The following is a 21,747-nucleotide window of genomic DNA, read 5'->3' on the forward strand; positions in this document are numbered from 1 at the left end:
TAAATGGGTTGGATCAGTGTGGCAGCTACAAGCGCAGTGATTTCCGCCGCTGTGGCGGGAATTTTTACTCTGATTAATAGTAATTTGCAGCGCTCCGCAGAGACTAAAAGACGTCTAAGTGAAACCGCTATGAAAATGGCTATCTTGGAATGGGAAACGCACACCAAGATAGCGCTTGCTAAAGGTGGTGATGTGCAGCCACCAGAGCTTTATTTGTTCCGTTATGCGAAGTTGATACCGCTAATTGAAAGCGGAGATATCACCGCGGAAGCTCTCGCCAAAGTCCAGCGAGAAGTTATTGAATACGCTGAAACCAATAAAAAGCATACTGATCGCAGACGCGCTGCCGCGGGATTGGCAGATTAATCCTTCCGATAGTGATAGGCCTCGAACCCGCCGGCGTTTAGCGGTAGGTCTGGCGCCCATGCGGGGTTAGTAGCGAGCAGCCGGCTTAGCTGGTCGTGGAAGTAGAAATCCTTGTCCGGCGCCTCGGTGATCACTTCATCGTGCACGGTCAGCACGATCTCGTAGCCTCGCGCCTCGATAGCCGGCATATTGCCGGCCAGTACATCTCGCGCGCCGGCCTGGGTGACGTTTTCCACCAGTTTTCCGCCATAGGTTTTTAGGCGTTGCCATTTGCGCGAATAAGGATTCACGCCCATGTAAGTGATATCGCCTTTGACGATCGCCGCGCCGGGGTAGCAGACGACGCGACCGGACGGTAGGGCGATGCGCAGCCAAGAGCCGTCTTTGCGTACCTTCAGCCGCCGGCAGTTGAACTGCTTGCCAGGCTGCGCTATGGCACGACGCACGGCATTCTCCAGTTCTGACCACAGACTGACTGTTTCGGGGTGCGCGTTGCGCCACAGACGCTTCAGTGAATCGCAGGTGATGAACACGCGCTCGGACAGGCCATAGGTTTTTTTCTGCTTAACCGACGCCTGCCACCAACTCTGTGCCTCTCGCTGTATGGCGATCGGGATGTTCGGCAGTGCGGCGTCGGCCAGATCTTCAAGGTCGAGCCCGTAGACCAGGGCGAACGTCACGAATGCCGCCACGCCGCCGCCGAATCCCAGCCCCAGTTCCATCACCTTGCCGATCTGGCGCATTGCCTTATCAACGTCCTCGGGTGTCATATTGAACGCGCGGGCGTAGGCCAGTTTGTAGAGGTCGTGGCCTGCACGTATTGGCTCGCCGTTCTCGTCGGTGCCGATGATGTTGTCGTAATCGCGGAACGCCTGCAGCTTCCACTCCTCGCCGGCCAGCCACGCCAGAAACCGGCCTTCGATGTTCGACAGGTCGCTGACGACCAGCTTTTTACCCGGCGGCGCCATGATGCAGCCGCGTAGCGCGGAGCTGGTCAATTCCATAATGTTGTCGAACACCAGATCGGCGACGCCGAGTTTCAGCGCCTCGATGCCCTGATCGATTTGTTCCTGATCCAGCGTTGGGCGTGGGAGGTTTTGGGGCTGAAATAGTCGCCCAGCCCAGCGCCCGGTACGGCTGGCGCCACAGAACTGCAACGTGCCGCGCAGCCGGCCGTCACTGCTGACGCCCTTCATCAGCGCTTTGTACTTGCTGGTGCTGGTTGTGCAGGCCGCCAGTCGGATGGTCAGCAGTTCGCGCAGCGGCGCGGGCAGATCGGGGTCGTTGATGCGCCGCTCGAGCGTACTTTTTTGCATGTCCGGCAGGTCGACGCCGAAAGCTTCGAGAATATGGCGGAGCATGGCGTCACGCTGCGTCGCCGCCTGAACTTCGCCGTCAGTCATGGCTTGCGTCAGCTCGGCCAGGCGCTGCTGTTCATCGCCAACGGCGGCGATCGCCGCTTCGGCAAGTTCGACGTCGACGCATACGCCGCGGTCGTTGATCTTCTGATCGCGGTGCCACAGCGCCAGCTCGGCGCCCTGATAGTTCCAGCTCGGCAGTTTGGCGTCGACGGCGCGCATGGCGTGGATATCGAGGCCGGCGTACTCAACGAAGCGCTGCCACTCCACCGGGTGCGATTTGGCCGTTGCGCGGCGCAGCTTGCTGTTCTTCGGCCGTGGCTTGCAAAACAGCTGGATCAGCTGCTTGCCGGCCTTATCTTTGGCCTTATCGGTGTCGACGTTGAGCACTTCGCACAGCGCACCCAGCGCGCCGGGGAGGCCGTGCGCCAGCGCTTTTACCATCGTATCGCGCCAGCGCTCAACGCCGCCCGCAACGACTCCAGGGAGCAAGCGCTGCAGCGCGTGGCGCAACATGGTGCGGTCGAAATGGCTGTTGTGCGCGTAGATCAGCACGTTCTCGTCGCCGAGCGCAGCGAGCAATTGCGCCGGCAGGTGCTGGTCTTCGGTGAAATCGTGCACGCTTACAGGGCCGTCATCGATTGCCCAGGCGAACAGCATGATCTCGACGTCTTCCGCATAGGCATGGGTGCCGTTCTTAATCGGGGTTTCGCAGAAGGTTTCGAGGTCGAGCCAGAGTTTTTGCATGGGTAGGTGCCTCTTTTCTATGCTTTGGGCAGCAGGCGTTCGCCCGTTCTCCAAAACACCCGGCGCGGGGCCGGGTGGAGGGGTTATTTAACTTGGATGAATGGCGCGCTGGCGCCGCTGGTCATGTACTGCGGCAGTTCGCCGTTCCATTTGCCGATCGCTTCCAGCTGCAGCACTTCGGGGTTTTTGCGAAGCGCCTCGGCGCGCAGCGCGATGGCGTCGGCTTCTGCCTTGGCCTTCACGGTGATCGCTTCGGATTCGGCCTTGGCACGCAGCACATTGGATTCCGCTTCGCCGCGCGCCGCCTCAATGGTTTTCTGCGCTTCGGCTTTGGTCTGGGCGATCTCGTTTTCGCGCAGCAGCGTTTTCTGCGTGGCTTCAATCTTGGCGTTGATGGAGTCGGTGACCTGTTGCGGGTATTTCAGATCGTCGGTCCAGCTCAGCTTCACGATGATGATGCCGATCGGGTCGAGCTTGGCCTTAACGGCTTTGGTCACGTTGTCCAGCAGCTGCGTGCGGCCTTCGCCCGCCAGAGTGCCGATGTCCATCGTGCCGGAGTCTTTGATCAGCGCATCGGCGATGTTCTGCCGGATGTTTACGCTGGTGATCTCCTCAACCCCCTTGCGGTAGGTCTGGAACACTTTCGAGACCTTGCTCTGGTCGACGTAATACTCGACGCCGACTTTTGCCGACACGCTCATCGAGTCTTTTGTCTGGAAGTTGAACGGCTGATCGTAGACATGCAGCTGGTTGAAGGTCGGGAACTGGTAAATTTCCTCGTTCCAGGTCAGCCAATATTTGCCGACGCCCACTTCCTGCTGCTGTACGCCTTTGGTGTCGCCATACAGGTCAACCTTCACGCCGACATAGCCTGCCGGCACAGTGGCGCGCTCGCAGCCGGTGAGCGCCAGGGCGGACAACGCCAGCACTGCAGCCATAATGATTTTCTTCATCGCTTAAATTTCCTTGTGATGGGGAGGTACAAAAGCCGGTAGGCCACAAAGGCGACCACAGCGGGGAACAGGGCGCCGATCGCGAAACCGAGCAGCACCGCAAAAGAGAAGCGCGCCGAAATCAGCGATGGCACAGCGAAGCCGTAGACGGCCGCGGCCATTGCCACGATCAGCAACATCGATAAATAAATTCGCATTCGGGAGAACTCCGCCCCCGGCGCGCGGCCGGGGGAGTGAAGGGTTAAACGAACTCGCCCGCGTCGGTGCCTTCTTCGATGTTGTCGAAGTCGTCTTCGCTGGCGACACCGCCGCCCGCAAAGGCGTCGCCATCACGCAGGAACTGCACACCGCCCAGGGAGGCGTTGATGCGTTTGCCGAAGTTGTTGTCCTGTGCCCAGATGTCGATCACTGCGTTGACATAGCAGCCGGCGTAAGGGCGGCCGTCGGCCTGCACCAGGATGGAGTTGTCACGGTCTACCACGCGCGGCCGCGCTTTGTTAGATGCGGAGACAAACTTGTTACCCGGATAGCCTTCGTATTCGGCTTTTTCGTCGCCGTCGTGCAGGCAGACTTTCAGGGTAGAGCGCAACGTTTTCAGCACGCCTTCGGCCTTGGCACCCCATTTTTCCTTCGCCACTGCTTCGATTGCCTTCTCGATCTCGGCCACTGCAGGGTGTTTAGGGTCGAAGATGAATGCGGCGGAGAAGCGCGGATCACCCTCGCCGTTAACGGCCTTTGGTTCGAACAGAGCAGGGAAGGCCAGGCGGACGTTGTTCAATTTCACTTTCATAGGGTGTTCTCCTCAGATAAATTCCGCGGCTGCCTCGACGGCGTCCACGTTTTCAAAGTCGTTTTCGTGATTGATGACCAGCGCAGGGCGCGGATCGGATTCGGGGGCGACGGCGGGCTTGCCATCGGCGCGGGTGATCAGGGCTTCAACCTTCGTCCAGCGGCGCGGCTTCTCCTTCTTGATCAGCTTCTCGGCCTTGGTTGGGCTGATCAGCTTGAAGTCGAACACTTCCTCGTTCTTGTAGCGGAAGGTCTCTTTCAGCAGCATGCGCGCGGCCTCTTCATCACTCCAGGCGCGGTTACCTTGCTTGCCTTCCACCAGTTTGAACCCCGGCACAGCGTGCCCAGCGGCCAGTTCACTGTTGACGCGCCCGCGCAGCCCTTTGCAGAAGCCTTCGATCGCGTCCACGTTTTGGTAGAGTGCGGCCAATTCTTCAGGTGTCAGCACCGAGATGCGCTGCCCAGCGTTGGCCAGCTGCGGCGCCAGCGGCAGGGTGAGGTCGACGAAGTCGCCCGCCATCGTGTCGAGGTGGTGCTGCGCTTCGGCTTTGCAGAGGCCGCCGGCCGCTTTGCACCAGCGGCATTGTTTTTCGCCCGGGTTGAATACGTCGGCCGGCAGCGTGTCGATGCCTTCGCACTCGGCAATGTTCGCCGTGACGATGGCGGCGGCGGCGGCCTCGCGTGCCAGTTCGCCGAATGCGCGCAGTTCATCGACGCCGATCGCCCATTCTGATTCGTTGCCGATCCGCGGCTGGTGAATGAACATGCGGACTGTTTCGAAGTCCTGCAGCATGCCGAACTGCTCCAGCGCGCCGAGGGCGTATAGCTGCAGCTGCTTATTGTTCACCGCGTCCACCTTCACGCCACGGCCGAACTTCAGATCGTGCACCTGCAGCTCGGTAGGGGTGATGATGACGGCGTCGGCGGTGCCGAATTGCTCCGGTACGCCGACCACATCGGAGAAGTCGACGCGCTGTTCAACCAGCAGACTGTTGCCGTCTGCCAGCGCCCAGACCGTGTCGACATAGCGCTGCACGAACTCGGCCATGTCGTCAGTGACCTGAGGCCCGGCACTGCCTTCACCTTTCGCCAGTGGGTAGGTGCCGATGTAGTCGGTGGCGTTCTGGCCGCCCTGCAGCTCAATGCCTGCCAGCGTCGGGTCCAGCCGGTTGCGCAGGACGATCTCCGCCAGCGCGTGCGCCGCGGTGCCCTCCAGCGCGAACTCGGAACCTTCGTCAACCAGTCCGGCTTCCATCGCCAGGCTACCGGCGCAGTTCATCCATTTTTCAGCCCCTGAGGGGCTGAGTCGTGCATGTTGCTCAGGCATGGATCACGCCTCCAGGGATTCGGCCAGCTGCTCCAGCGCCGCCACAACGTCTGGCAGTTTTTCTTCCGGACAGTCGGTGAGTTTTTTCAGGCCGAACAGATCCAGCGTTTTGCGCAGGTCCGCCGGCGCCTTCGGTGCAATTTTCTGGATGATTAGCTGTTTGCCTTTATCCAGCAGCGCGGCAGCGTCCGGCGCTTCGGCCCCGGCGGTAGTGGTTACCGTCGCGGTGTTTTTGCCTTTGGCCGATGCCTTCGGCTTGGCAGGCTTCACGTCGGCGCGCTTCTCTTTCGGGGTGTCCAGCAGCAGGTCGGCATAGGCGCGGCGCTCGGTGATGCCCGGCAGCGCGTCCCAATGCTCAACCATCTGCAGTGCGAGGTCGAACACGCCGGCGCCGTGCAGCTTGGTCGCGCGTTCAACGCCTTTCAGCGCCATCGTCAGCGCGTCGATCTGCTCGTTACGTTTCTTGCCGTCTGTGGTTTCGACGATGTCGACAGTACCTGCCATCATTTCAGGTGTAAGGGAGCTTGCACCTTTGTCGCCATAGAGCACAGCCAGCGCCACAGCCACCGGCAGAGGCTGTTCTTCCAGGGAGACTGGCTTGACCTGTGTTTTTTCGGCTTCTTCCTTCAACTGCTGGAACTGCGCCTTGCCGATTTCGACATAACCATCGGAGAGCATGCTGTCGCGTGCCGACTCGGTGCCCACCTGATTTAACGCGCCGTCGGCGGTGCGGCGCAGATAGAACGGCCCCGCGCTGTCTTTTTTATCGACAGGAGTTTCAGCTTTTGGCTGGTGCGGGGTGTCTGCGGTGAAGGTTTTGCCGCCGGCAAGCGCCGCCAGCAGTTTGGTTAGCAGGCCGTTCTGTTCTGCGACCAGCTTGTTGTTTAACTCGAGATTTGATTCTAGGCTCATTGATTACTCCTCAATTTCTTCAAACTGGCCGTTTTCGTTCAGGGTGTACCAGGTGTTTGGCTTGATGCCGTTTTCGCCCACCTTGCTGGCACGGATGTGGATCAGCTCGCCTTCGTCGTTGCGATAGCAGAGAACAAGCGCGCTTTTTTCGGATGCACGGGCTTTACCTTCGATGCCGAAGGCGGCGGCGACGGAGTGAGATCCGCTTACCTCGGCCGCCGACTGGTAGCCGGTGTTGCTGGCCGCCGAGCGGTTGCCGGTGTTGCTGGCCGCCGAGCGGTAGCCGGTGTTGCTGGCCGCCGAGCGGTCGCCGGTGTTGCTGGCCGCCGAGTAGTCGCCGGTGTTGCTGGCCGCCGACTGGTAGCCGGTGTTGCTGGCCGCCGAGCGGTTGCCGGTGTTGCTGGCCGCCGAGCGGTTGCCGGTGTTGCTGGCCGCCGAGCGGTCGCCGGTGTTGCTGGCCGCCGACTGGTAGCCGGTGTTGCTGGCCGCCGACTGGTAGCCGGTGTTGCTGGCCGCCGACTGGTAGCCGGTGTTGCTGGCCGCCGAGCGGTTGCCGGTGTTGCTGGCCGCCGAGCGGTAGCCGGTGTTGCTGGCCGCCGAGCGGTCGCCGGTGTTGGTTTGTTCTAACGACCTGTCAACCTTGCTCCAGATCCACTCAATCGCGCGGGTCACCATTTGGTGCATGTAAATTTCCGCTTTAATCGTGATTGTGGCGCTGGCGATCTTGCTGTCGCCGCCATCCTCCCGACTGACCTTGCCGGAGGCGATGGTTTCGGCGTAGCGACTTTCCGCTGGCGGGTAGTAGCTGAAGCAGTCGAGAGGGTACTCGCAGGAGTGGAAGCCACCGGAGCAGGCTTCTACTTTGCCTTTGTGCTCGAACGTTTTGCCCATCTCAAACTGAAAGCCGCGGCAGGTGAGGTCTTGCTTGAAACCCTTATAGGTAGTGATTTGCATTCTGCTATCTCGCTAAATGGAGGATGAAAAAGGCAACGCACAGCAAAACCAGCGGGTACAACAGGCCGCGCGTTTTCGGGGTGTGAAAATCCGCACCAGTCACACGGTGACGGTGTTGCTGGCGAACCAGCTCGTTAACTTGTTTGTGCATTTCGGGGAGGGCTCCCGTGATTTGGGTGAAACTTGAGGGTGTTTTCGGCTTCTTTTCTTGCGGCTATGGCCGCCTTTTTGTTTTCGAAGCGGCCTAGAAAACGCCTTTCGCCGCGGGCGGTAATTGACGCACACCACTTTTTGCAACGGGCATCCCAATGAACGCCAGTTGTTCCGCTCTTGCTGGCAGTACGGCGAGAAGTATTTTTCTGATTGTCTGAGGCATTGACTAATCGCAGGTTGGCAATTCTGTTGTCATGCCTAATATGGTTTATATGGTCTACCCACAACCCTTTTGGTATTTTACCGTGATGCATGGCCCATATAATTCGGTGGGCTAAGTGATTTTTGTTATTCACGGAAATAAACACGTAGCCAGTGTTCGATAGGCACCCAGCGGGCTTCCCTGCGTAGGAACTGTTAAATATTCGCCAACCTCTTTCGTTTTTAAAATGGCTAAGGGGGCGATTCTTCCAGATTAATATTCCGTCAGAGTATTCAAACGCCTGGTTAAAATATTCGATCATTTGGTAGGCTCCTTTTGCTATCAGGGAACCGACCGGCGGCGATCGGCTTTCAGATAGAAAAAAGCCCCGGCGAGCGGGGCAAAGACTACACACAGCAATGGATGATTCAGGATCGGATTGTTTTCGGCAGCAGGCCGGCTTTTGCCAGCTCGGCCATGATCTTTTTGCGCAGGCCGTCTTTGGCGGCCGACAGGTGGAAACCGGCGCCGGCGTAGCGCACGAACACGGTGGCGCCAGACACTTCAGCGCAGCCGCTAACGCCTGAATGGGTGAAATGTAGGGGTTTCATTGTGTGGTGATCCTGTATCGGGTTGGTTTTGGTGATGCTGAGGCGGCAGGGGGAGATTCAGCCCCGACGATATAACCGGCATGTCGGGGTTTTGCCCAGCGGCAACGTCGCGCGTTCAGGCAGCCTTATTGCCCGCGGCCCTCCGTCTCTTCCACGCTTTCGCGTTGAGGGCGCTCCGTTACTCCCGGCGGGTAAGTTCCCCGCCTCAGCATCCCGAAAACAACCTGCGCCCCGCAGGACGCTTGATAAGTTCACTTTGCCCCGCATTGCCGGCTCCTTGCCCCGCCGCGGTTCCGACGCATGGTTTAAAGTCGCGCCGTTCGACTGTGGTTGAAATTTACTATCTAGATTGTTTTATGTAAACAACATATGTGGTATTTTTTGTGGTAAAAATTACAACTGTTTGATTATTAAATACAATTAAATGTGTAAATTTTTACGGGTAGGATTTGAGAGCAATAAAAAAGCCCCGAACGGGGCTTTGGTGTGGTGTTGGCAGTTTGGGCGCTTATCTCTTACGGCGGTAGATGCGATGCTCAACCATAGTGCCCACTATTGTAAGCGGCGTTTCGGTCGTCCGTAGAGTGGCATGGTCTGGGTTTAGAGGGACCAATTCAAAGCTCGTGTGGCCGGCAGGGCCAATACCCAGAGGGCGATACTTTTTAAAGGTGGCCTCGTGGCTCCCGTTCTTGGCTACTACAAACTCACCAGGATAGGGCTGCACTTCCGGGTCGATAACCACCAAATCACCTTCCTTAAACTCTGGCTCCATAGAGTCACCACGGATCCGCAATGCGAATGCCGCAGTTGAAAGGTCTAGTTCTGTAATTAGATATTCCATGTCTCCGTCGAACTGACTGATTGGGCTCGCCTCGGTTAAGGCGCCGGCCTGGATGTAGCTTAAGATCGGAACCTTGCGGACGTTGATATCGGCGAGAGGGACAATGTCCTCCCCGTTAAGCAGCCATTCAGGACTACAACCCAGCACGCGCGCAAGTTGAACTAAGTTACGTGACTTCTTCGTGCGTCCGCTCTCGATCGACTCGATTGATTGCTGGCTTACCCCCGCTTCCTCTGCGATTTGTGTTTGGGTTTTACCTAATTCGAGGCGACGAGCTTTAAAGCGTGCTGCGAAGGACATTGTGATGCTCCCTGTTGTGTGATGTGTGCCACAACATTAAATACAATTTTTGTTGTGTTTGACAAACATCATTAGGGGTTGTTAAATACCACTAAAATTGTAGGAGGTGTTTTATGAACTTGGCATCCAGGATCAAGCAGAGAAGAATCGAATTGAAAATGACCCAGACAAAGCTCGCGGAGCTCTCTGGGGTTAGCCAGCAGGCAATTAACCGAATCGAGAGCGGCATCATCGCACGTCCTCGTTATCTGCTGGAAATGGCTCAGGCGCTGGAGTGCAGCGCATCATGGTTGGTGAACGGCGACAACCCGAACGATAAGGCGTAGCCCATGCCAAAACAACAAATATGGGGCGCTGCGCCGGATGATTGGTTCCACTTTTCGTTCGTGCTGGGGCTTACCCCCGATCTGCTGCCGGTTGTGTCGCGCCCTGATGCGCCGATCTCGCCGACCAGCAAACTCAAGACTACCGGCAAGACGCCGAGCCATTACAACGGGCAGGGCATGGTTGCCGGCCTGAAGGACTGGACCGCGCGCACCAGCACCGATGACGACGTCGGCCGCTGGGCGAAGCAACCCGATTACGGCATCCTGCTGCAGACGCGTACGGTCCGCGCGCTGGATGTGGACGTGTCCGACCCGGTTGTCGCCGATGCCATTCTCAGCGCGGTCACCACCATGATCGGCCCGCTGCCCAAGCGCATGCGCGCCAACAGCCCGAAATTCCTGCTGGCGTTCCAGCTCGAAGGCCAGATGTCGAAACGCATCCTGCGCACCGAAGCCGGCAACATCGAGTTCCTGGCCACCGGTCAGCAGTTCGTTGCGCTGGGCACGCACCCGAGCGGCGCCCGCTATGAGTGGGACGGCGGTCTGCCAGACGAGCTCCCCGTGCTGGGCGCCGACGATTTCGAGGCTGTGTGGTGCATGCTGGAGACCGTGTTTGGCGTTGGCGAGACCGTCGTCGAGAAAGAAGGGCGGCTGCGCGACCGCAGCGCGCGCGACGCTGGTGCCACGGACGAGACGGCCGACTACCTCGACGCCAACGACTGGACACTCGACTGGGGCGCCGGCGGTGAGCGTTACATCCGCTGCCCGTTCGAGGACGGCCACAGCACCGAGAGCGCCGACAACACCGCAACCGCTTATTTCCCTGCGGGCACCGGCGGCTTTGAGCAGGGGCATTTCCGCTGCCTGCACGCCAGCTGCGCGCACCGCAACGACGGCGACTTCCTCAACGCGATCGGCATCCGCGACAACGACTTCGACGTGATACCCGTTGCGCCGACGGAAAAGCCGCCGCTGCCGGCGTTCATTCGCAACGAGAAGACGGGGCAGATCAAGGCCACCATCGACAACGCCGCCAAGGCCGTAATGCGCCCGGATTTCTGCGGCGTGCAGATCCGCTTTGACCAGTTCCGCGACGAAATCATGTTCGCGCCCGAGAACAGCGACCAGTGGCAGCCATTCGCCGACGCCGATTATTCGCGCCTGCGCATCACTCTGGAGCGCCGCAGCTTCGAGGCCGTGGGCAAGGAGCTGATACGCGACGTTGTCATGCTGGCGGCCGACGAACAGCCGTTCGACAGCGCCATGACCTGGCTCGAGTCGCTCAAATGGGACGGCGTGCCGCGCATCGACAGTTTCTTCCAGCACTATTTTGGCGTTGAGCCCTCGGCATACTGCCGCGCGGTGTCGCTCTATACGTGGACGGCGCTCGCCGGTCGTGTACTGGACCCCGGCTGCAAGGCGGACATGGTGCCGATCCTCGTCGGTCCGCAGGGTTGCGGGAAGTCCACCGGCGTGGCGGCGCTGTCGCCGGATCCGTCGTTCTTCACAGAAATCTCGTTCGCCGAGAAAGACGACGACCTGGCGCGCAAGATGCGCGGGCGCCTGGTGGCGGAGATTGGCGAGCTGCGCGGCCTGCACACCAAGGAGCTGGAGTCCATCAAGGCCTTTATCACCCGCACGCACGAGAACTGGATCCCCAAATACCGGGAGTTCGCCACGCAGTTCCCGCGCCGGCTGGTGTTCATCGGCACCACCAACCAGGACGAGTTCCTCGCGGACGACACCGGGAACCGCCGGTGGCTGCCGCTGCGCGTCGGTAGGGTGCTGGTCGAGCAGCTTAAAAACGACGTCCTGCAGCTGTGGGCGGAGGCGCGGGAGACGTTTAAACGCCTTGGCGGTGTCCAGTTCCACGACGCCGAGGTGCTGGCGGCGGGTGAACACGAGCAGCACACGATTAAGGACGCGTGGCTCGAAATCGTCGAGAACTGGCTCGATGCTCCCGACAACCTGACCGACGAAGTCCCGCGAACACGCGAATTTTTACGCGCTGCTGACGTTTTGCGGGACGCCATCGGGCTGGACCCGCGCAGCATTGGGAAACGCGAAGAAATGCGAATAAGTAATGTTTTGCAAAATTGCGGCTACTCCCGCGTGCGGCGACTAATCGAAGGTAAACAGCAACGAGTGTGGGCAGCGGCTAGTACCACCTAGACCACCTACAGGAGGGAGGTGGTCTAATTGCAACTTACTGATTGCACGAAATAAAGACCACCTAGACCACCTAGACCACTTTTTAACTAAGAACCCCATTTATATATATAAGTCGTTTTAAGGAAAAGGATCTAAAACAGCTGTCTAGGTGGTCATAGGTGGTCTAGGCGGTGAATTTGTAATTTTTCGCAAGTTACAACGAACAAATAGCGGTTCGCGGCGCGTTGCCACAACAACCGGCACAGCGCGGCGGGCGAAGTTGCAAAAAAGATTAAGTTTGATGAGGTCACAACGAATGCGCAGAAATATGCAAGAAGTTTTAGAGCGGTGGGGCCGCTGGGCAATCAGCGAGGAAAAATGCACATCGGTGGACTGGCCGGCGATGTCCGTCACGCCAGCGCGCCTTCCGATGGCAGGGGGCGGCAAATCGTGCAGCGATGACGACGGGCTGATGATCGACGGCTGCGTCAGTCGCTTCAAGAAGCTGCGCGACAGGGAAGACGTGCTGATCCTGGGCCTGCGCTACATCGGCGGGCTGCCGCTGCGCCAGATAGCGGAGGCGCTAAACAGGGACCTCAACGCAGTGCGGCGCTCGCTGTATTCGACTGAGGCGTTTCTGGAAGGGTGCATGGCGATGCTGGGCACGCCGCTGGATATGGATCTGGAAGTGTGCGAATAAGATTTTCTTTGTGTACACAGAAAACTATGCTATACAGATAACGTGCAAGAGTTGTATATGCACACCGACCTCGTGAAACACGGCCTCGCTTCGGCGGGGCCTTGTCGTTTCTGGCGCCCACAACCAGAAAACCTCTCAAAATAGCCGTTTCAGCCATAAAATCGGCTATGCAAAATGCACCCTGTTTTATGCACGGTTTATGCAGTCCGTTTTCCGCCGTATTGCCCAGAAGATTGCACAAAACACGCAGCTCGACCCGATCGCGCGGTGAGTGCTGTTACGGCGGTGCGCGTAAGGTTCATTATGTTAAATAGGCCCCGAAATCGATAATTTTCAATGCCGAGCGCCATCCGAATAACTTCGTGTCCCGAAGCAACGTAGGGGTTGGTGTCGGGTTACCTTGGTGGATGGCGCTCCGCATTGAAAATATTGGCAGGTTCACAAGGCGTGGCGTGTGCAAATTGGGGCTCACGCTTGACGGTTCGATTCCGTTGCTTGCCACCAACCCATTCACAGCCCTGGCTACCCGCCGGGGCTTTTTCGTTTCTGGAACCCGCCGAGCTGGCCGCGCGCCGGCAGGGGGAGGGGCATGAAAATGAACAACCCTCACAGCTGGCCCGACTGGATCGAGCTGCTGCAGTCCTGGTGGCGCGGAGAAACGCCTATCGGGGGTGTGCTTATGTCGATCACGATCACCATTCTGCGCGTTGCCTATACCGGCGGCGGCTGGCGCCAGATGCTGCTTGAAGGCGCGCTCTGCGGCGCGCTGACTTTGACAGCGGCGTCATGCATGGGGCTTATCGGCTTACCGCCGGCGGCGACTATCGCCCTGGGCGGCGCCATTGGCTTCATCGGCGTTGAGAAGGTGCGCGGCGTTCTGATCCGCGTTCTGAATCAGCGTTTCGGCGTCAGCGACGACAACAACAAACCGCAGGCGTAATCACCATGACTCAAGACCAATTCCAACAGGCGGCTGGCATCAGCGCAGAACTGGCCGCGCGCTGGTTCAAGCCGATCACCGCTGCTATGGCCGAGTTCGGCATTACAACACCGGTGCAGCAGGCGATGTTCATCGCCCAGACCGGCCACGAGTCGCAGGGCTTCACCCGTCTGGCCGAGTCGTTCAACTACACGCCGGCGGCGCTGCTGACAACGTTCGGTAACCGCATCAGCCGTGACCAGGCCGCGATGCTCGGCCGAACAGCGGACCACCCGGCGCGGCAGGAGGCGATCGCCAATCTGGTTTACCAGGGGCGCTACGGCAACAAGCTACCGGGCGACGGCTGGAAATTCCGCGGCCACGGCCTGATCCAGATCACCTTCCTCGACAACCACAAAGCATGCGGCAAAGCGCTGGGCCTCGACCTGGTCGCCAATCCCGATCTGCTGACGGTCGATGTGAACGCCGCGCGCTCGGCGGGCTGGTATTGGCAATCGCGCAACATCAACCAGGTGGCAGCCGATGTCCGCGAAGCCACCCGGCGCATTAACCCGGCTTTGCATGCTCTCGACCAGCGCACAGCGCGCTATAGCCGCGCTATTGCGGTGCTCGCATGAAATGGCCGCTACCGCATTGGCAGGCCGCTATCGTGGCAGTGGTGCTCAGCCTGCTGGCGTATTTCGCATATAGCAATCAGGCGCTGCGCCACGAACGCGACAAATTGCAAACGGCCAACAGCCAGCTGTCTGGCCAGCTCGATTGGCAGAACGGCACACAGCGCGCCGTGGCTGCCATCGACGAACACCGCACCCAGGAACTGAACGATGCCAAGAATCAAATCGATGTTCTGCAGCGCGCTGTTGACGCTGGCGCTCGCAAGCTGCAGCTCGCCGCCACGTGCCCAACCACCGGCGCCGCCGGCGTGGCTGATGCAACGGGCCCCCGACTTACTGACGCCGCTGAGCGGGATTATTTCCGTCTCAGAGAGCGAATCGAAACCGCCCGCAGCCAAATAGCTGGCCTGCAGGACTACATCCGCAACGTGTGTTTAGCGCCGTAGCGGTACACCACCAGAAGACCCAGGAGAAGAAACCATGTTCACTTTGAAAATTATTACCGCCAATGGCAACGAAGTTATCCACGCTGCGCAGGATCCTATCTTCCATCAGGCCAGCAACACGATCACCTTTCAGGGCTATGACAACCTGAGTAACTCGGTGACGCTTGGCGAAGGGTTGACTAGCGCGGGCGGCGATGTGGCCTACCTGATGGGGGCAAGCGGCGCGACTCTGGCAACGTGGCGCTATCGCACACCGGTACAGTGCGGCAGTTCGCTGCAACCGATGGCCTGCTAAGCGCATTACAGAAGCCCTTCGCTGAGGGGCTTCGATAATGACGAAAAAAGAGGTAACCCAAAGTGGCAAAACTCAAGGACAAAAAAGAGCTTTTTTGCCGCGAATACATCATCGATCTGAAAGCAGCACCGGCGGCTGAGCGGGCGGGGTATAGCGCCCGTTCGGCCTGCAATATCGGCCCGCGCCTGCTGAAAGAGCCAGAAGTCCTCGCACGCATCGACGAGCTGAAGCGCGAACGCATTTCGCAGCTGGGCATCGATGCCAATTACGTGCTGCTGCGCCTGGTGGAGATCGACCAGATGGACGCGGCGGACATATTCAACAACGACGGCAGCATCAAGCCGATCGTTGACTGGCCGGCGGCTTGGCGCCGCTACCTCAGCGGCTTCGACTTGGCCGAAATGTTCGAGGGCCGCGGTGAAGACCGTGAAATGGTCGGTTTCCTGAAGAAAATCAAATGGCCTGACAAGGTGAAAAACCTTGAGCTGATTGGCAAACACATCAGCGTGCAGGCCTTCAAAGACAAGATCGAGACTGAAGACGTCACCCCGCCGGCTAATCGCGAGGTGCGCCAGTCGCGCATTAAGGAGTTGCTAAGCCGTGGTAGACGCAGCGATTGACATCGACGACCTGACCGACGAGGAGCAGGCCGAACTGCTCGCATTGTTGGAAGAGGAAGACGAGTATCGCCGCACGCATCTGCTCTACGAGTACAGCCCGTACGCTAAGCAGCGCGAGTTTTTGGACGCTGGCGGCGACTACACCGAGCGCTGTTTCATGGCCGGCAACCAGCTGGGCAAATCCTTCACCGGTGGCGCCGAGGTGTCGTTCCATCTCACCGGGCGCTATCCGGGTACTACGGGTTACCCCGAGGACGGCGCCTACGCCGGCAACTGGCAAGGCCGCCGGTTCAACGAGCCGGTGGTGTTCTGGGTAGGTGGCGAGACCAACGAAACCGTTACCAAAACCACCCAGCGCATACTCTGTGGGCGCATTGAAGAGAACGACGAGCCAGGCTACGGTCTGCTCCCGAAAGAAGACATCATCAGCTGGAAAAAATCGCCGTTCTACCCGAACCTTGTCGACCACCTGCTGGTACGCCACCACGCGCCGAACGGCGTCGAAGATGGCATGTCTATCTGCTACTTCAAACCGTACTCGCAAGGGCGGCAGCGCTGGCAGGGTGACACGGTGCACGGCGTCTGGTTCGATGAAGAGCCGCCGTATGCGATTTACTCCGAAGGCCTGACCCGTACCAACAAATACGGGCAGTTCTCGCTGCTGACATTCACCCCGCTGATGGGCATGTCGCAGGTCGTTGAGAAATTCATCAAGAACCCAAGCAAGGCGCAGAAAGTGGTCACGATGACCATTCACGACGCCGAGCACTACACCGACGCCGAGCGCGAGCGGATCATCGAATCGTACCCGGAGCACGAGCGTGAAGCGCGCGCCAAGGGCATCCCGACGATGGGCAGCGGGCGAATCTTCCAGATCCCCGAAGAAACTATCAAGTGCCAGCCGTTTGAATGCCCTGGGCATTTCTACGTCATCAACGGGCAGGACTTTGGCTGGGATCACCCGCAGGCGCACGTGCAGCTGTGGTGGGACAAAGACGAGGACGTGTTCTATCTGGCGCGCGTCTGGAAGAAAAGCGAGAAGACGGCGACGGAAGCCTGGAGCGCCGTTAAAGCGTGGTCCTCTCGCATTCCTGTGGCGTGGCCGCACGATGGGCATCAGCATGAAAAAGGCGGCGGGGCGCAGCTTAAAACGCAGTATGCCGACGCAGGCTTCCTTATGCTGAAGGAACATGCAACCTTCGCTGAGGGCGGTAACTCTGTCGAATCAGGGCTCACAGAGCTTCGAGATCTCATGCTGGAAGGACGCTTCCGGGTGTTCAACACCTGCGAGCCTTTCTTTGAAGAATTTCGGCTCTACCACAGGGACGAGAACGGCAAGATCTCGAAGACAAACGACGATGTCATTGACGCCGTGCGCTACGCCTACATGATGCGTCGATTCGCGCGGATGATGCGCGATATCAGAACACCCAAAGAGAAAAAAATCCCAGCGCCAATTCGGCCGATCCAACGTCCCACGAGGTAGATGATGGCTGACAACGACAAGCAGCAGGACAGGCTGCAAACCATCCTGACGATATTCGATCGGGATTGGATGTCAAGCGACGAAGCCAGAACCGAAGCGACCAACGACCTGTATTTTTCGCGAGTGTCGCAGTGGGATGACTGGCTGAGCCAATACACAACGCTGCAATACCGCGGGCAATTCGACGTTGTCCGCCCGGTAGTGCGCAAGCTGGTTGCAGAAATGCGCCAGAACCCGATCGATGTGCTTTACCGCCCGAAAGACAACGCCGACCCGAACGCGGCAGACGTGCTGATGGGCATGTATCGCACTGACATGCGCCACAACACGGCAAAAATTGCCGTTAACGTGGCCGTGCGCGAACAGATCGAGGCGGGCGTCGGTGCCTGGCGCCTGGTCACCGATTACGAAGACCAGGACCCGACCAGCAATAACCAGATTATCCGCCGGCTACCGATCCACGAGGCGTCCTCGCACGTCATTTGGGACAGCAACGCCAAGCAGATGGATAAGAGCGACGCCAAGCACGTGACGGTTATCAACGCCATGAGCATGGACGGCTGGAAGAGCTACGCCAATGAGAACGGTTTCGACCCCGATGATATTCCTGATTTCCAGAATCCTGACCAGACATGGCTTTTCCCGTGGCTGACCAAGGATGTGTTTTACGTCGGCGAATATTACGAGGTCGAGGAAAAGAAGGAAATCGCGTTCATCTATCAAGATCCGCTGACAGGCGAACCGGTGAGCTACTTCAAGCGCGATATCGCGAATGTGATCGACGACCTCGCCGAGCGCGGCCTGCGGAAAATTGCAGAACGCAAAGTGAAGCGTCGCCGCGTATACAAAACCGTGATCACCTCCTCATGCATTTTGAAGGACCGCGAGCTGATCGCTGGTGAACATCTGCCGATCATCCCTGTTTACGGGGAGTGGGGATTTGCGGGCGACAAAGAGGTCTACGAGGGCGTCGTCCGGCTGACAAAAGACGGCCAGCGCCTGCGCAACATGATCATGTCGTTCAACGCCGATATTGTCGCGCGGACGCCGAAGAAAAAACCGTTCTTCTGGCCGGAGCAGATCGCCGGGTACGAGTACATGTACAGCGGGCAGGATGATTTCCCTTACTACCTGCTGAACCGCACCGATGAGAACGGCGGCGATATCCCGCCGCAGCCTCTCGGCTACATGGACAACCCGGAGGTGCCGCAGGCCAACGCCTACATGCTTGAGGCGGCGACCAACGCAGTGAAAGAGGTAGCGACGCTCGGCGTTGATACTGAGGCCGCCGGCGGTAACGTGGCCTTTGACACGGTCAACCAGTTGAACATGCGCGCCGATCTGGAAACCTACGTGTTCCAGGACAACCTCGCGACGGCGATGCGCCGCGACGGTGAGGTTTATGCCGCTATGGTCAATGACCTCTACGACGTGCCGCGCACGGTGCTGATGACGCTCCCGGACGGCAGCGAAAAGGACGTGCAGCTGCTGACGCAGGTTGTGGACTACCAGACCGGTGAGGTGGTCACGCTGAACGACATCCGCGGCCGGTATGAAACCTACACCGACACCGGGCCGTCGTTCCAGAGCATGAAATCGCAGAATAGGGCGGAAATCCTCGGCCTGCTTGGCAAAGTACCGCAGGGCACGCCTGAGTTCCAGATGCTGCTCCTCCAGTACTTCACGCTGCTGGATGGCAAGGGCGTCGAGATCATGCGCGAGTATGCCAATAAGCAGCTGGTGCTGATGGGGCTGAAACAGCCAGAGACTGAAGAAGAGCAGCAGGCAGTGATGCAGGCTCAACAGCAACAAGGCCAGCCGGACGCCGCGATGGTGCAGGCGCAGGGTGTGCTGCTGCAGGGGCAGGCAGACCTGCAGAGAGCGCAGAACGACCAGGCGAAAATCCAGGTCGATGCGTTCAAAGCGCAAACAGATGCGCAGGTTTCGGCCGCGCGCGTGGTTGAGATTTTGGCTTCCGCCGACAGCACCAAGAAAAACGATGTAATCGCCGCGCTGAAACTGCTCGGCGACTTCCAGACGAAGCAGGGCGACAGTGCCCGCGCTGACGCTGAGCTTGTCCTAAAAGGGCAAGGCCAACTCCATTCCCGCCGCATGGATTTAACCAATCTATTGCGGCAAGCAAATCAACCCTCCGGCGGAGCAGCCGAGATTCCTCAATAGCGAGAGATTAAATCATGACCGATACCACCGAAATTCAGGCAACTGAAGGCCAAACCCTGTCTAGCACTCAGCAGGCGGCACCTGTTGAAGGCCAGCTGATCGATAATGCCAACGGCAGCGAAGGCCAGGAGAGCGGCTTCGATATTGTCCTGAACGACGATGAGACCAAACCTAAGCAGGATCCGGCGACAAACGCCCATTTCGCCGCCAAACGCATCGAGCGCAAGCGTCAACGCGAGCTTGAGCAGCAGATGGAAGCGGTGAGCCGTGGCGAACTGCCGGATGACCTGCGCGTGGCGCCTGAGCTGCCGGTGCAGCCGGACATTAACCAGTATCTGTCCGACGACGGCCTTGCCAAATACGACTACGACCAGAGCCGAGCGCTGGCCGCTTTCAACGCCGCTAATACCGAGTGGCTGATGAAGGCGCAGGACGCCCGCAGTAATGCCGTAGCCGAACAGGGCAAGAAAACTCAGGCGTTCACGCAGCAGTCAGCCGTTTATGTGGATGCAGCCCGTAAACACTACGACGCGGCCGAAAAACTCAACCTGCCGGATTATCAGGCGAAAGAGGACGCTTTCCGCTCGATGCTCGCTCCGGGCATCGATGCGGAGATCATGGCGTTGTTCCCTGAGAAGTCCGCAGCGATTTTCTACCACCTGGGCGCAAACCCAGAGAAGGCGCGCGACATCCTGAGCCTGCCGCAAACGCAGGCCATCATCGAGCTGACTCGCCTGTCAGACCGTTTAACTCTCAAACCACGCGGTAAGCAAATCTCCGGCGCCCCCGCGGTTGACGAGCCTGTGCATGGCCAGGCCGCCGCCACGAATCGCGCTGCGTTGCAAAAACAGATCGACGCCGCCGCCAGCAAAGGCGACGTGGACACTTATCGCAAGCTGAAACAGCAACTTGAAGGAATCCAATAATGTCTCTGAACGAAGGCCAAATGGTCACCTACGCGGTGGACGAAGTAATCAAGACCGTACAAAACCTGACGCCGATGGCGCAGAAAACCAAAGAGTACACACCGCCGGCGCCGCCGATGCAGCGCTCCGGTAACACGTTCTGGTTGCCGGTAGAGCAAGAAGCCCCCACCCAGGAGGGCTGGGATTTGACGGGCAAAGCAACCGATGTTCTGGAGCTGTCCGTGAAGTGCAACATGGGCGCGCCGGACAACGACTTCTTCCAGCTGCGTGCTGACGATTTGCGCGACGAGCGCTCCTATCGTCACCGCATCAACGCATCGGCTAAAAAACTGGCGAATAACGTCGAGAAGGCAATTGCGCAGCAGGCCGTCGACATGGGCTCCCTGGTGGTAACCAGTCCACAGCCGATCGGCACTGCCGCGGGCAGCGGCTGGGACTTTGTCGCCGACGCTGAAGAGTTCATGTTTGCACGCGAACTGAATCGCGACGCGGGCTTGTCCTACTTCTTCAACAGCAAGGACTATAAAAACGCAGGCCACGATCTTACTAACCGCGACATGTTCGGCCGCATCCCTGAAGACGCCTACAAAAACGGCACCATTCAGCGCCAGGTGGCGGGCTTCGATGACGTGCTGCGCTCCCCGAAAATGCCGACCTTGGCAGCGTCTGCCGCCACCGGCCTGACAGTTTCCGGTGCGCAGAAGTTCAAGCCGGAAGCGTGGCACCTTGATGCCGACGGCAACAAGGAGAACGTCGATAACCGTATTGCTGTTGTGAAGCTGTCCGCTGGTACTGGCCTGAAACGCGGCGACAAGATTTCATTCGCAGGGGTGAAATACCTGTCGCAGATGGCTAAAAACGTGCTGACTCACGACGCAACCTTCACCGTTGTTGCGGTGAATGGCGCCAACGTGACGATCGCACCGAAGCCAGTGGCATTGGACGACACGTCGTTGACGGCTGCTGAGCGCGCCTACGCGAACGTCAATACCTCTTTGGTGGACACGATGGCGGTGAATGTCCTGAACGTGAAAACCGCGGAAACGAACGTGTTCTGGGCGGATGACTCCATCCGTTTGGTATCGCAACCGATCCCGGCGAACCACGAACTGTTCGCGGGCATGAAAACTCAGTCGTTCGCCATCCCAGGCGTTGGCATTAACGGCATCTTCGCGACGCAGGGCGATATCTCGACCCTGACTGGCAAGTGCCGTATCGCACTTTGGTACTCCGCATGTGCGGTACGTCCGGAAGCGATCGGCGTCGGCCTGGCCAACCAGACCGCTTAACCAACTGGAAAGGGGCTTCGGCCCCTTTTTCTTTGTTGAGGATTGACCATGTCCCAGATGATTTACAAACGCGGCGGCGACACGCTGGTGTGGGGGCTGAAAGCCCATGTAAAAGTGATCGAGGCCGACGAACTGGAAGCCCACCTGGCTGAAGGCTGGCTGGACCACCCGTCAAAATTGTTTGAGCCAGAGCCAGAGCCAGAGCCAGAGCCAGAGCCAGAGCCAGAGCCAGAGCCAGAGCCAGAGCCAGAGCCAGAGCC

At 58.9% G+C, this 21,747-nt stretch carries 24 protein-coding genes; 14 read left to right on the plus strand and 10 right to left on the minus strand.

Going from position 1 to position 21,747, the window contains the following annotated elements:
- Positions 1-3 precede the first annotated feature (3 nt).
- Positions 4-366: a hypothetical protein gene (locus tag ACRAWE_RS06140; RefSeq protein WP_432525103.1), complete on the plus strand. Its 363-nt coding sequence runs from the start codon at positions 4-6 to the stop codon at positions 364-366.
- On the opposite strand, the gene ACRAWE_RS06145 is transcribed toward ACRAWE_RS06140, so the two are convergent.
- The 10 genes from ACRAWE_RS06145 to ACRAWE_RS06190 all read right to left on the minus strand — a co-directional run bounded on the left by ACRAWE_RS06145 (position 363) and on the right by ACRAWE_RS06190 (position 9,513).
- Positions 363-2,471 carry a DNA polymerase I gene (locus ACRAWE_RS06145; protein WP_432525104.1) on the minus strand — a complete coding sequence of 703 codons (2,109 nt, stop codon included), beginning with the start codon at positions 2,469-2,471 and terminating at the stop codon, positions 363-365. The two genes, ACRAWE_RS06140 and ACRAWE_RS06145, sit on opposite strands and share 4 nt — an antisense overlap.
- An 83-nt stretch (positions 2,472-2,554) precedes the next feature.
- Positions 2,555-3,424: an SPFH domain-containing protein gene (locus tag ACRAWE_RS06150; protein ID WP_046687203.1), complete on the minus strand. Its 870-nt coding sequence runs from the start codon at positions 3,422-3,424 to the stop codon at positions 2,555-2,557.
- Positions 3,421-3,621 (minus strand): hypothetical protein, encoded by a 201-nt coding sequence (locus tag ACRAWE_RS06155; RefSeq protein WP_432525105.1) that lies wholly within the window; start codon positions 3,619-3,621, stop codon positions 3,421-3,423. The genes ACRAWE_RS06150 and ACRAWE_RS06155 overlap by 4 nt, the downstream gene beginning before the upstream one ends.
- A 44-nt stretch (positions 3,622-3,665) precedes the next feature.
- On the minus strand, positions 3,666-4,214 hold the full coding sequence (locus tag ACRAWE_RS06160; RefSeq protein ID WP_049208575.1) for a DUF2815 family protein: 549 nt from the start codon (positions 4,212-4,214) through the stop codon (positions 3,666-3,668).
- Between the two features lie 12 nt (positions 4,215-4,226).
- A complete protein-coding gene (locus ACRAWE_RS06165; RefSeq protein ID WP_432525106.1) occupies positions 4,227-5,540 on the minus strand; it encodes a DUF2800 domain-containing protein in 1,314 nt (437 codons plus the stop codon).
- A gap of 3 nt (positions 5,541-5,543) precedes the next feature.
- On the minus strand, positions 5,544-6,452 hold the full coding sequence (locus tag ACRAWE_RS06170; RefSeq protein ID WP_432525107.1) for a hypothetical protein: 909 nt from the start codon (positions 6,450-6,452) through the stop codon (positions 5,544-5,546).
- A 3-nt stretch (positions 6,453-6,455) separates the two neighbouring features.
- Entirely contained in the window at positions 6,456-7,406 is a 951-nt protein-coding gene (locus ACRAWE_RS06175) for a DUF7666 domain-containing protein (RefSeq protein WP_432525108.1), read from the minus strand.
- A 134-nt stretch (positions 7,407-7,540) separates the two neighbouring features.
- On the minus strand, positions 7,541-8,083 hold the full coding sequence (locus ACRAWE_RS06180; protein WP_432525109.1) for an HNH endonuclease signature motif containing protein: 543 nt from the start codon (positions 8,081-8,083) through the stop codon (positions 7,541-7,543).
- A 106-nt stretch (positions 8,084-8,189) separates the two neighbouring features.
- Entirely contained in the window at positions 8,190-8,372 is a 183-nt protein-coding gene (locus ACRAWE_RS06185; RefSeq protein WP_432525110.1) for a hypothetical protein, read from the minus strand.
- Positions 8,373-8,880: 508 nt separating this feature from the next.
- Positions 8,881-9,513, minus strand: coding sequence for a LexA family protein (locus ACRAWE_RS06190; RefSeq protein WP_432525111.1), 633 nt, complete (start codon positions 9,511-9,513; stop codon positions 8,881-8,883).
- Between the two features lie 113 nt (positions 9,514-9,626).
- Between ACRAWE_RS06190 and ACRAWE_RS06195 the strand changes: the two genes are divergently transcribed.
- From ACRAWE_RS06195 to ACRAWE_RS06255, 13 genes are all read left to right on the plus strand, one after another.
- The gene (locus tag ACRAWE_RS06195; protein ID WP_197816738.1) at positions 9,627-9,839 is read left to right on the plus strand and encodes a helix-turn-helix domain-containing protein; all 213 of its coding nucleotides are present in this window, start codon (positions 9,627-9,629) and stop codon (positions 9,837-9,839) included.
- A gap of 3 nt (positions 9,840-9,842) precedes the next feature.
- Positions 9,843-12,011: a VapE domain-containing protein gene (locus tag ACRAWE_RS06200; RefSeq protein WP_432525112.1), complete on the plus strand. Its 2,169-nt coding sequence runs from the start codon at positions 9,843-9,845 to the stop codon at positions 12,009-12,011.
- A gap of 307 nt (positions 12,012-12,318) precedes the next feature.
- Entirely contained in the window at positions 12,319-12,690 is a 372-nt protein-coding gene (locus ACRAWE_RS06205; RefSeq protein ID WP_432525113.1) for an antiterminator Q family protein, read from the plus strand.
- Between the two features lie 595 nt (positions 12,691-13,285).
- On the plus strand, positions 13,286-13,630 hold the full coding sequence (locus ACRAWE_RS06210) for a phage holin, lambda family (RefSeq protein ID WP_432525568.1): 345 nt from the start codon (positions 13,286-13,288) through the stop codon (positions 13,628-13,630).
- A 5-nt stretch (positions 13,631-13,635) separates the two neighbouring features.
- The gene (locus ACRAWE_RS06215; protein WP_432525114.1) at positions 13,636-14,247 is read left to right on the plus strand and encodes a glycoside hydrolase family 19 protein; all 612 of its coding nucleotides are present in this window, start codon (positions 13,636-13,638) and stop codon (positions 14,245-14,247) included.
- Positions 14,244-14,690, plus strand: a complete 447-nt coding sequence (locus tag ACRAWE_RS06220) for a lysis protein (protein WP_432525115.1) — start codon at positions 14,244-14,246, stop codon at positions 14,688-14,690. The genes ACRAWE_RS06215 and ACRAWE_RS06220 overlap by 4 nt, the downstream gene beginning before the upstream one ends.
- A 34-nt stretch (positions 14,691-14,724) precedes the next feature.
- Positions 14,725-14,985: a hypothetical protein gene (locus tag ACRAWE_RS06225; protein WP_432525116.1), complete on the plus strand. Its 261-nt coding sequence runs from the start codon at positions 14,725-14,727 to the stop codon at positions 14,983-14,985.
- Between the two features lie 62 nt (positions 14,986-15,047).
- The gene (locus ACRAWE_RS06230) at positions 15,048-15,605 is read left to right on the plus strand and encodes a terminase small subunit (RefSeq protein ID WP_374930231.1); all 558 of its coding nucleotides are present in this window, start codon (positions 15,048-15,050) and stop codon (positions 15,603-15,605) included.
- On the plus strand, positions 15,586-17,091 hold the full coding sequence (locus ACRAWE_RS06235; RefSeq protein ID WP_432525117.1) for a terminase large subunit domain-containing protein: 1,506 nt from the start codon (positions 15,586-15,588) through the stop codon (positions 17,089-17,091). The genes ACRAWE_RS06230 and ACRAWE_RS06235 overlap by 20 nt, the downstream gene beginning before the upstream one ends.
- 3 nt (positions 17,092-17,094) lie before the next feature.
- Positions 17,095-19,272, plus strand: coding sequence for a portal protein (locus ACRAWE_RS06240; protein ID WP_432525569.1), 2,178 nt, complete (start codon positions 17,095-17,097; stop codon positions 19,270-19,272).
- A 14-nt stretch (positions 19,273-19,286) separates the two neighbouring features.
- Positions 19,287-20,198: a scaffolding protein gene (locus tag ACRAWE_RS06245; RefSeq protein ID WP_432525118.1), complete on the plus strand. Its 912-nt coding sequence runs from the start codon at positions 19,287-19,289 to the stop codon at positions 20,196-20,198.
- Positions 20,198-21,487 (plus strand): P22 phage major capsid protein family protein, encoded by a 1,290-nt coding sequence (locus ACRAWE_RS06250; RefSeq protein WP_432525119.1) that lies wholly within the window; start codon positions 20,198-20,200, stop codon positions 21,485-21,487. The genes ACRAWE_RS06245 and ACRAWE_RS06250 overlap by 1 nt, the downstream gene beginning before the upstream one ends.
- A gap of 48 nt (positions 21,488-21,535) precedes the next feature.
- Positions 21,536-21,747 (plus strand): hypothetical protein (locus tag ACRAWE_RS06255; RefSeq protein ID WP_432525120.1); only part of this gene is annotated, 212 nt, incomplete at its 3' end.

The organism is Serratia sp. BFP-2025, assembly GCF_050880365.1.
Lineage (GTDB): Bacteria > Pseudomonadota > Gammaproteobacteria > Enterobacterales > Enterobacteriaceae > Serratia > Serratia surfactantfaciens.

Bases quoted from the DNA above. Each gene is read 5' to 3' on its own strand.
- ACRAWE_RS06140 (WP_432525103.1), top strand. From the start codon at position 4: ATGGGTTGGATCAGTGTGGCAGCTACAAGCGCAGTGATTTCCGCCGCT.
- ACRAWE_RS06145 (WP_432525104.1), bottom strand. From the start codon at position 2,471: ATGCAAAAACTCTGGCTCGACCTCGAAACCTTCTGCGAAACCCCGATT.
- ACRAWE_RS06150 (WP_046687203.1), bottom strand. From the start codon at position 3,424: ATGAAGAAAATCATTATGGCTGCAGTGCTGGCGTTGTCCGCCCTGGCG.
- ACRAWE_RS06155 (WP_432525105.1), bottom strand. From the start codon at position 3,621: ATGCGAATTTATTTATCGATGTTGCTGATCGTGGCAATGGCCGCGGCC.
- ACRAWE_RS06160 (WP_049208575.1), bottom strand. From the start codon at position 4,214: ATGAAAGTGAAATTGAACAACGTCCGCCTGGCCTTCCCTGCTCTGTTC.
- ACRAWE_RS06165 (WP_432525106.1), bottom strand. From the start codon at position 5,540: ATGCCTGAGCAACATGCACGACTCAGCCCCTCAGGGGCTGAAAAATGG.
- ACRAWE_RS06170 (WP_432525107.1), bottom strand. From the start codon at position 6,452: ATGAGCCTAGAATCAAATCTCGAGTTAAACAACAAGCTGGTCGCAGAA.
- ACRAWE_RS06175 (WP_432525108.1), bottom strand. From the start codon at position 7,406: ATGCAAATCACTACCTATAAGGGTTTCAAGCAAGACCTCACCTGCCGC.
- ACRAWE_RS06180 (WP_432525109.1), bottom strand. From the start codon at position 8,083: ATGATCGAATATTTTAACCAGGCGTTTGAATACTCTGACGGAATATTA.
- ACRAWE_RS06185 (WP_432525110.1), bottom strand. From the start codon at position 8,372: ATGAAACCCCTACATTTCACCCATTCAGGCGTTAGCGGCTGCGCTGAA.
- ACRAWE_RS06190 (WP_432525111.1), bottom strand. From the start codon at position 9,513: ATGTCCTTCGCAGCACGCTTTAAAGCTCGTCGCCTCGAATTAGGTAAA.
- ACRAWE_RS06195 (WP_197816738.1), top strand. From the start codon at position 9,627: ATGAACTTGGCATCCAGGATCAAGCAGAGAAGAATCGAATTGAAAATG.
- ACRAWE_RS06200 (WP_432525112.1), top strand. From the start codon at position 9,843: ATGCCAAAACAACAAATATGGGGCGCTGCGCCGGATGATTGGTTCCAC.
- ACRAWE_RS06205 (WP_432525113.1), top strand. From the start codon at position 12,319: ATGCAAGAAGTTTTAGAGCGGTGGGGCCGCTGGGCAATCAGCGAGGAA.
- ACRAWE_RS06210 (WP_432525568.1), top strand. From the start codon at position 13,286: ATGAACAACCCTCACAGCTGGCCCGACTGGATCGAGCTGCTGCAGTCC.
- ACRAWE_RS06215 (WP_432525114.1), top strand. From the start codon at position 13,636: ATGACTCAAGACCAATTCCAACAGGCGGCTGGCATCAGCGCAGAACTG.
- ACRAWE_RS06220 (WP_432525115.1), top strand. From the start codon at position 14,244: ATGAAATGGCCGCTACCGCATTGGCAGGCCGCTATCGTGGCAGTGGTG.
- ACRAWE_RS06225 (WP_432525116.1), top strand. From the start codon at position 14,725: ATGTTCACTTTGAAAATTATTACCGCCAATGGCAACGAAGTTATCCAC.
- ACRAWE_RS06240 (WP_432525569.1), top strand. From the start codon at position 17,095: ATGGCTGACAACGACAAGCAGCAGGACAGGCTGCAAACCATCCTGACG.
- ACRAWE_RS06245 (WP_432525118.1), top strand. From the start codon at position 19,287: ATGACCGATACCACCGAAATTCAGGCAACTGAAGGCCAAACCCTGTCT.
- ACRAWE_RS06250 (WP_432525119.1), top strand. From the start codon at position 20,198: ATGTCTCTGAACGAAGGCCAAATGGTCACCTACGCGGTGGACGAAGTA.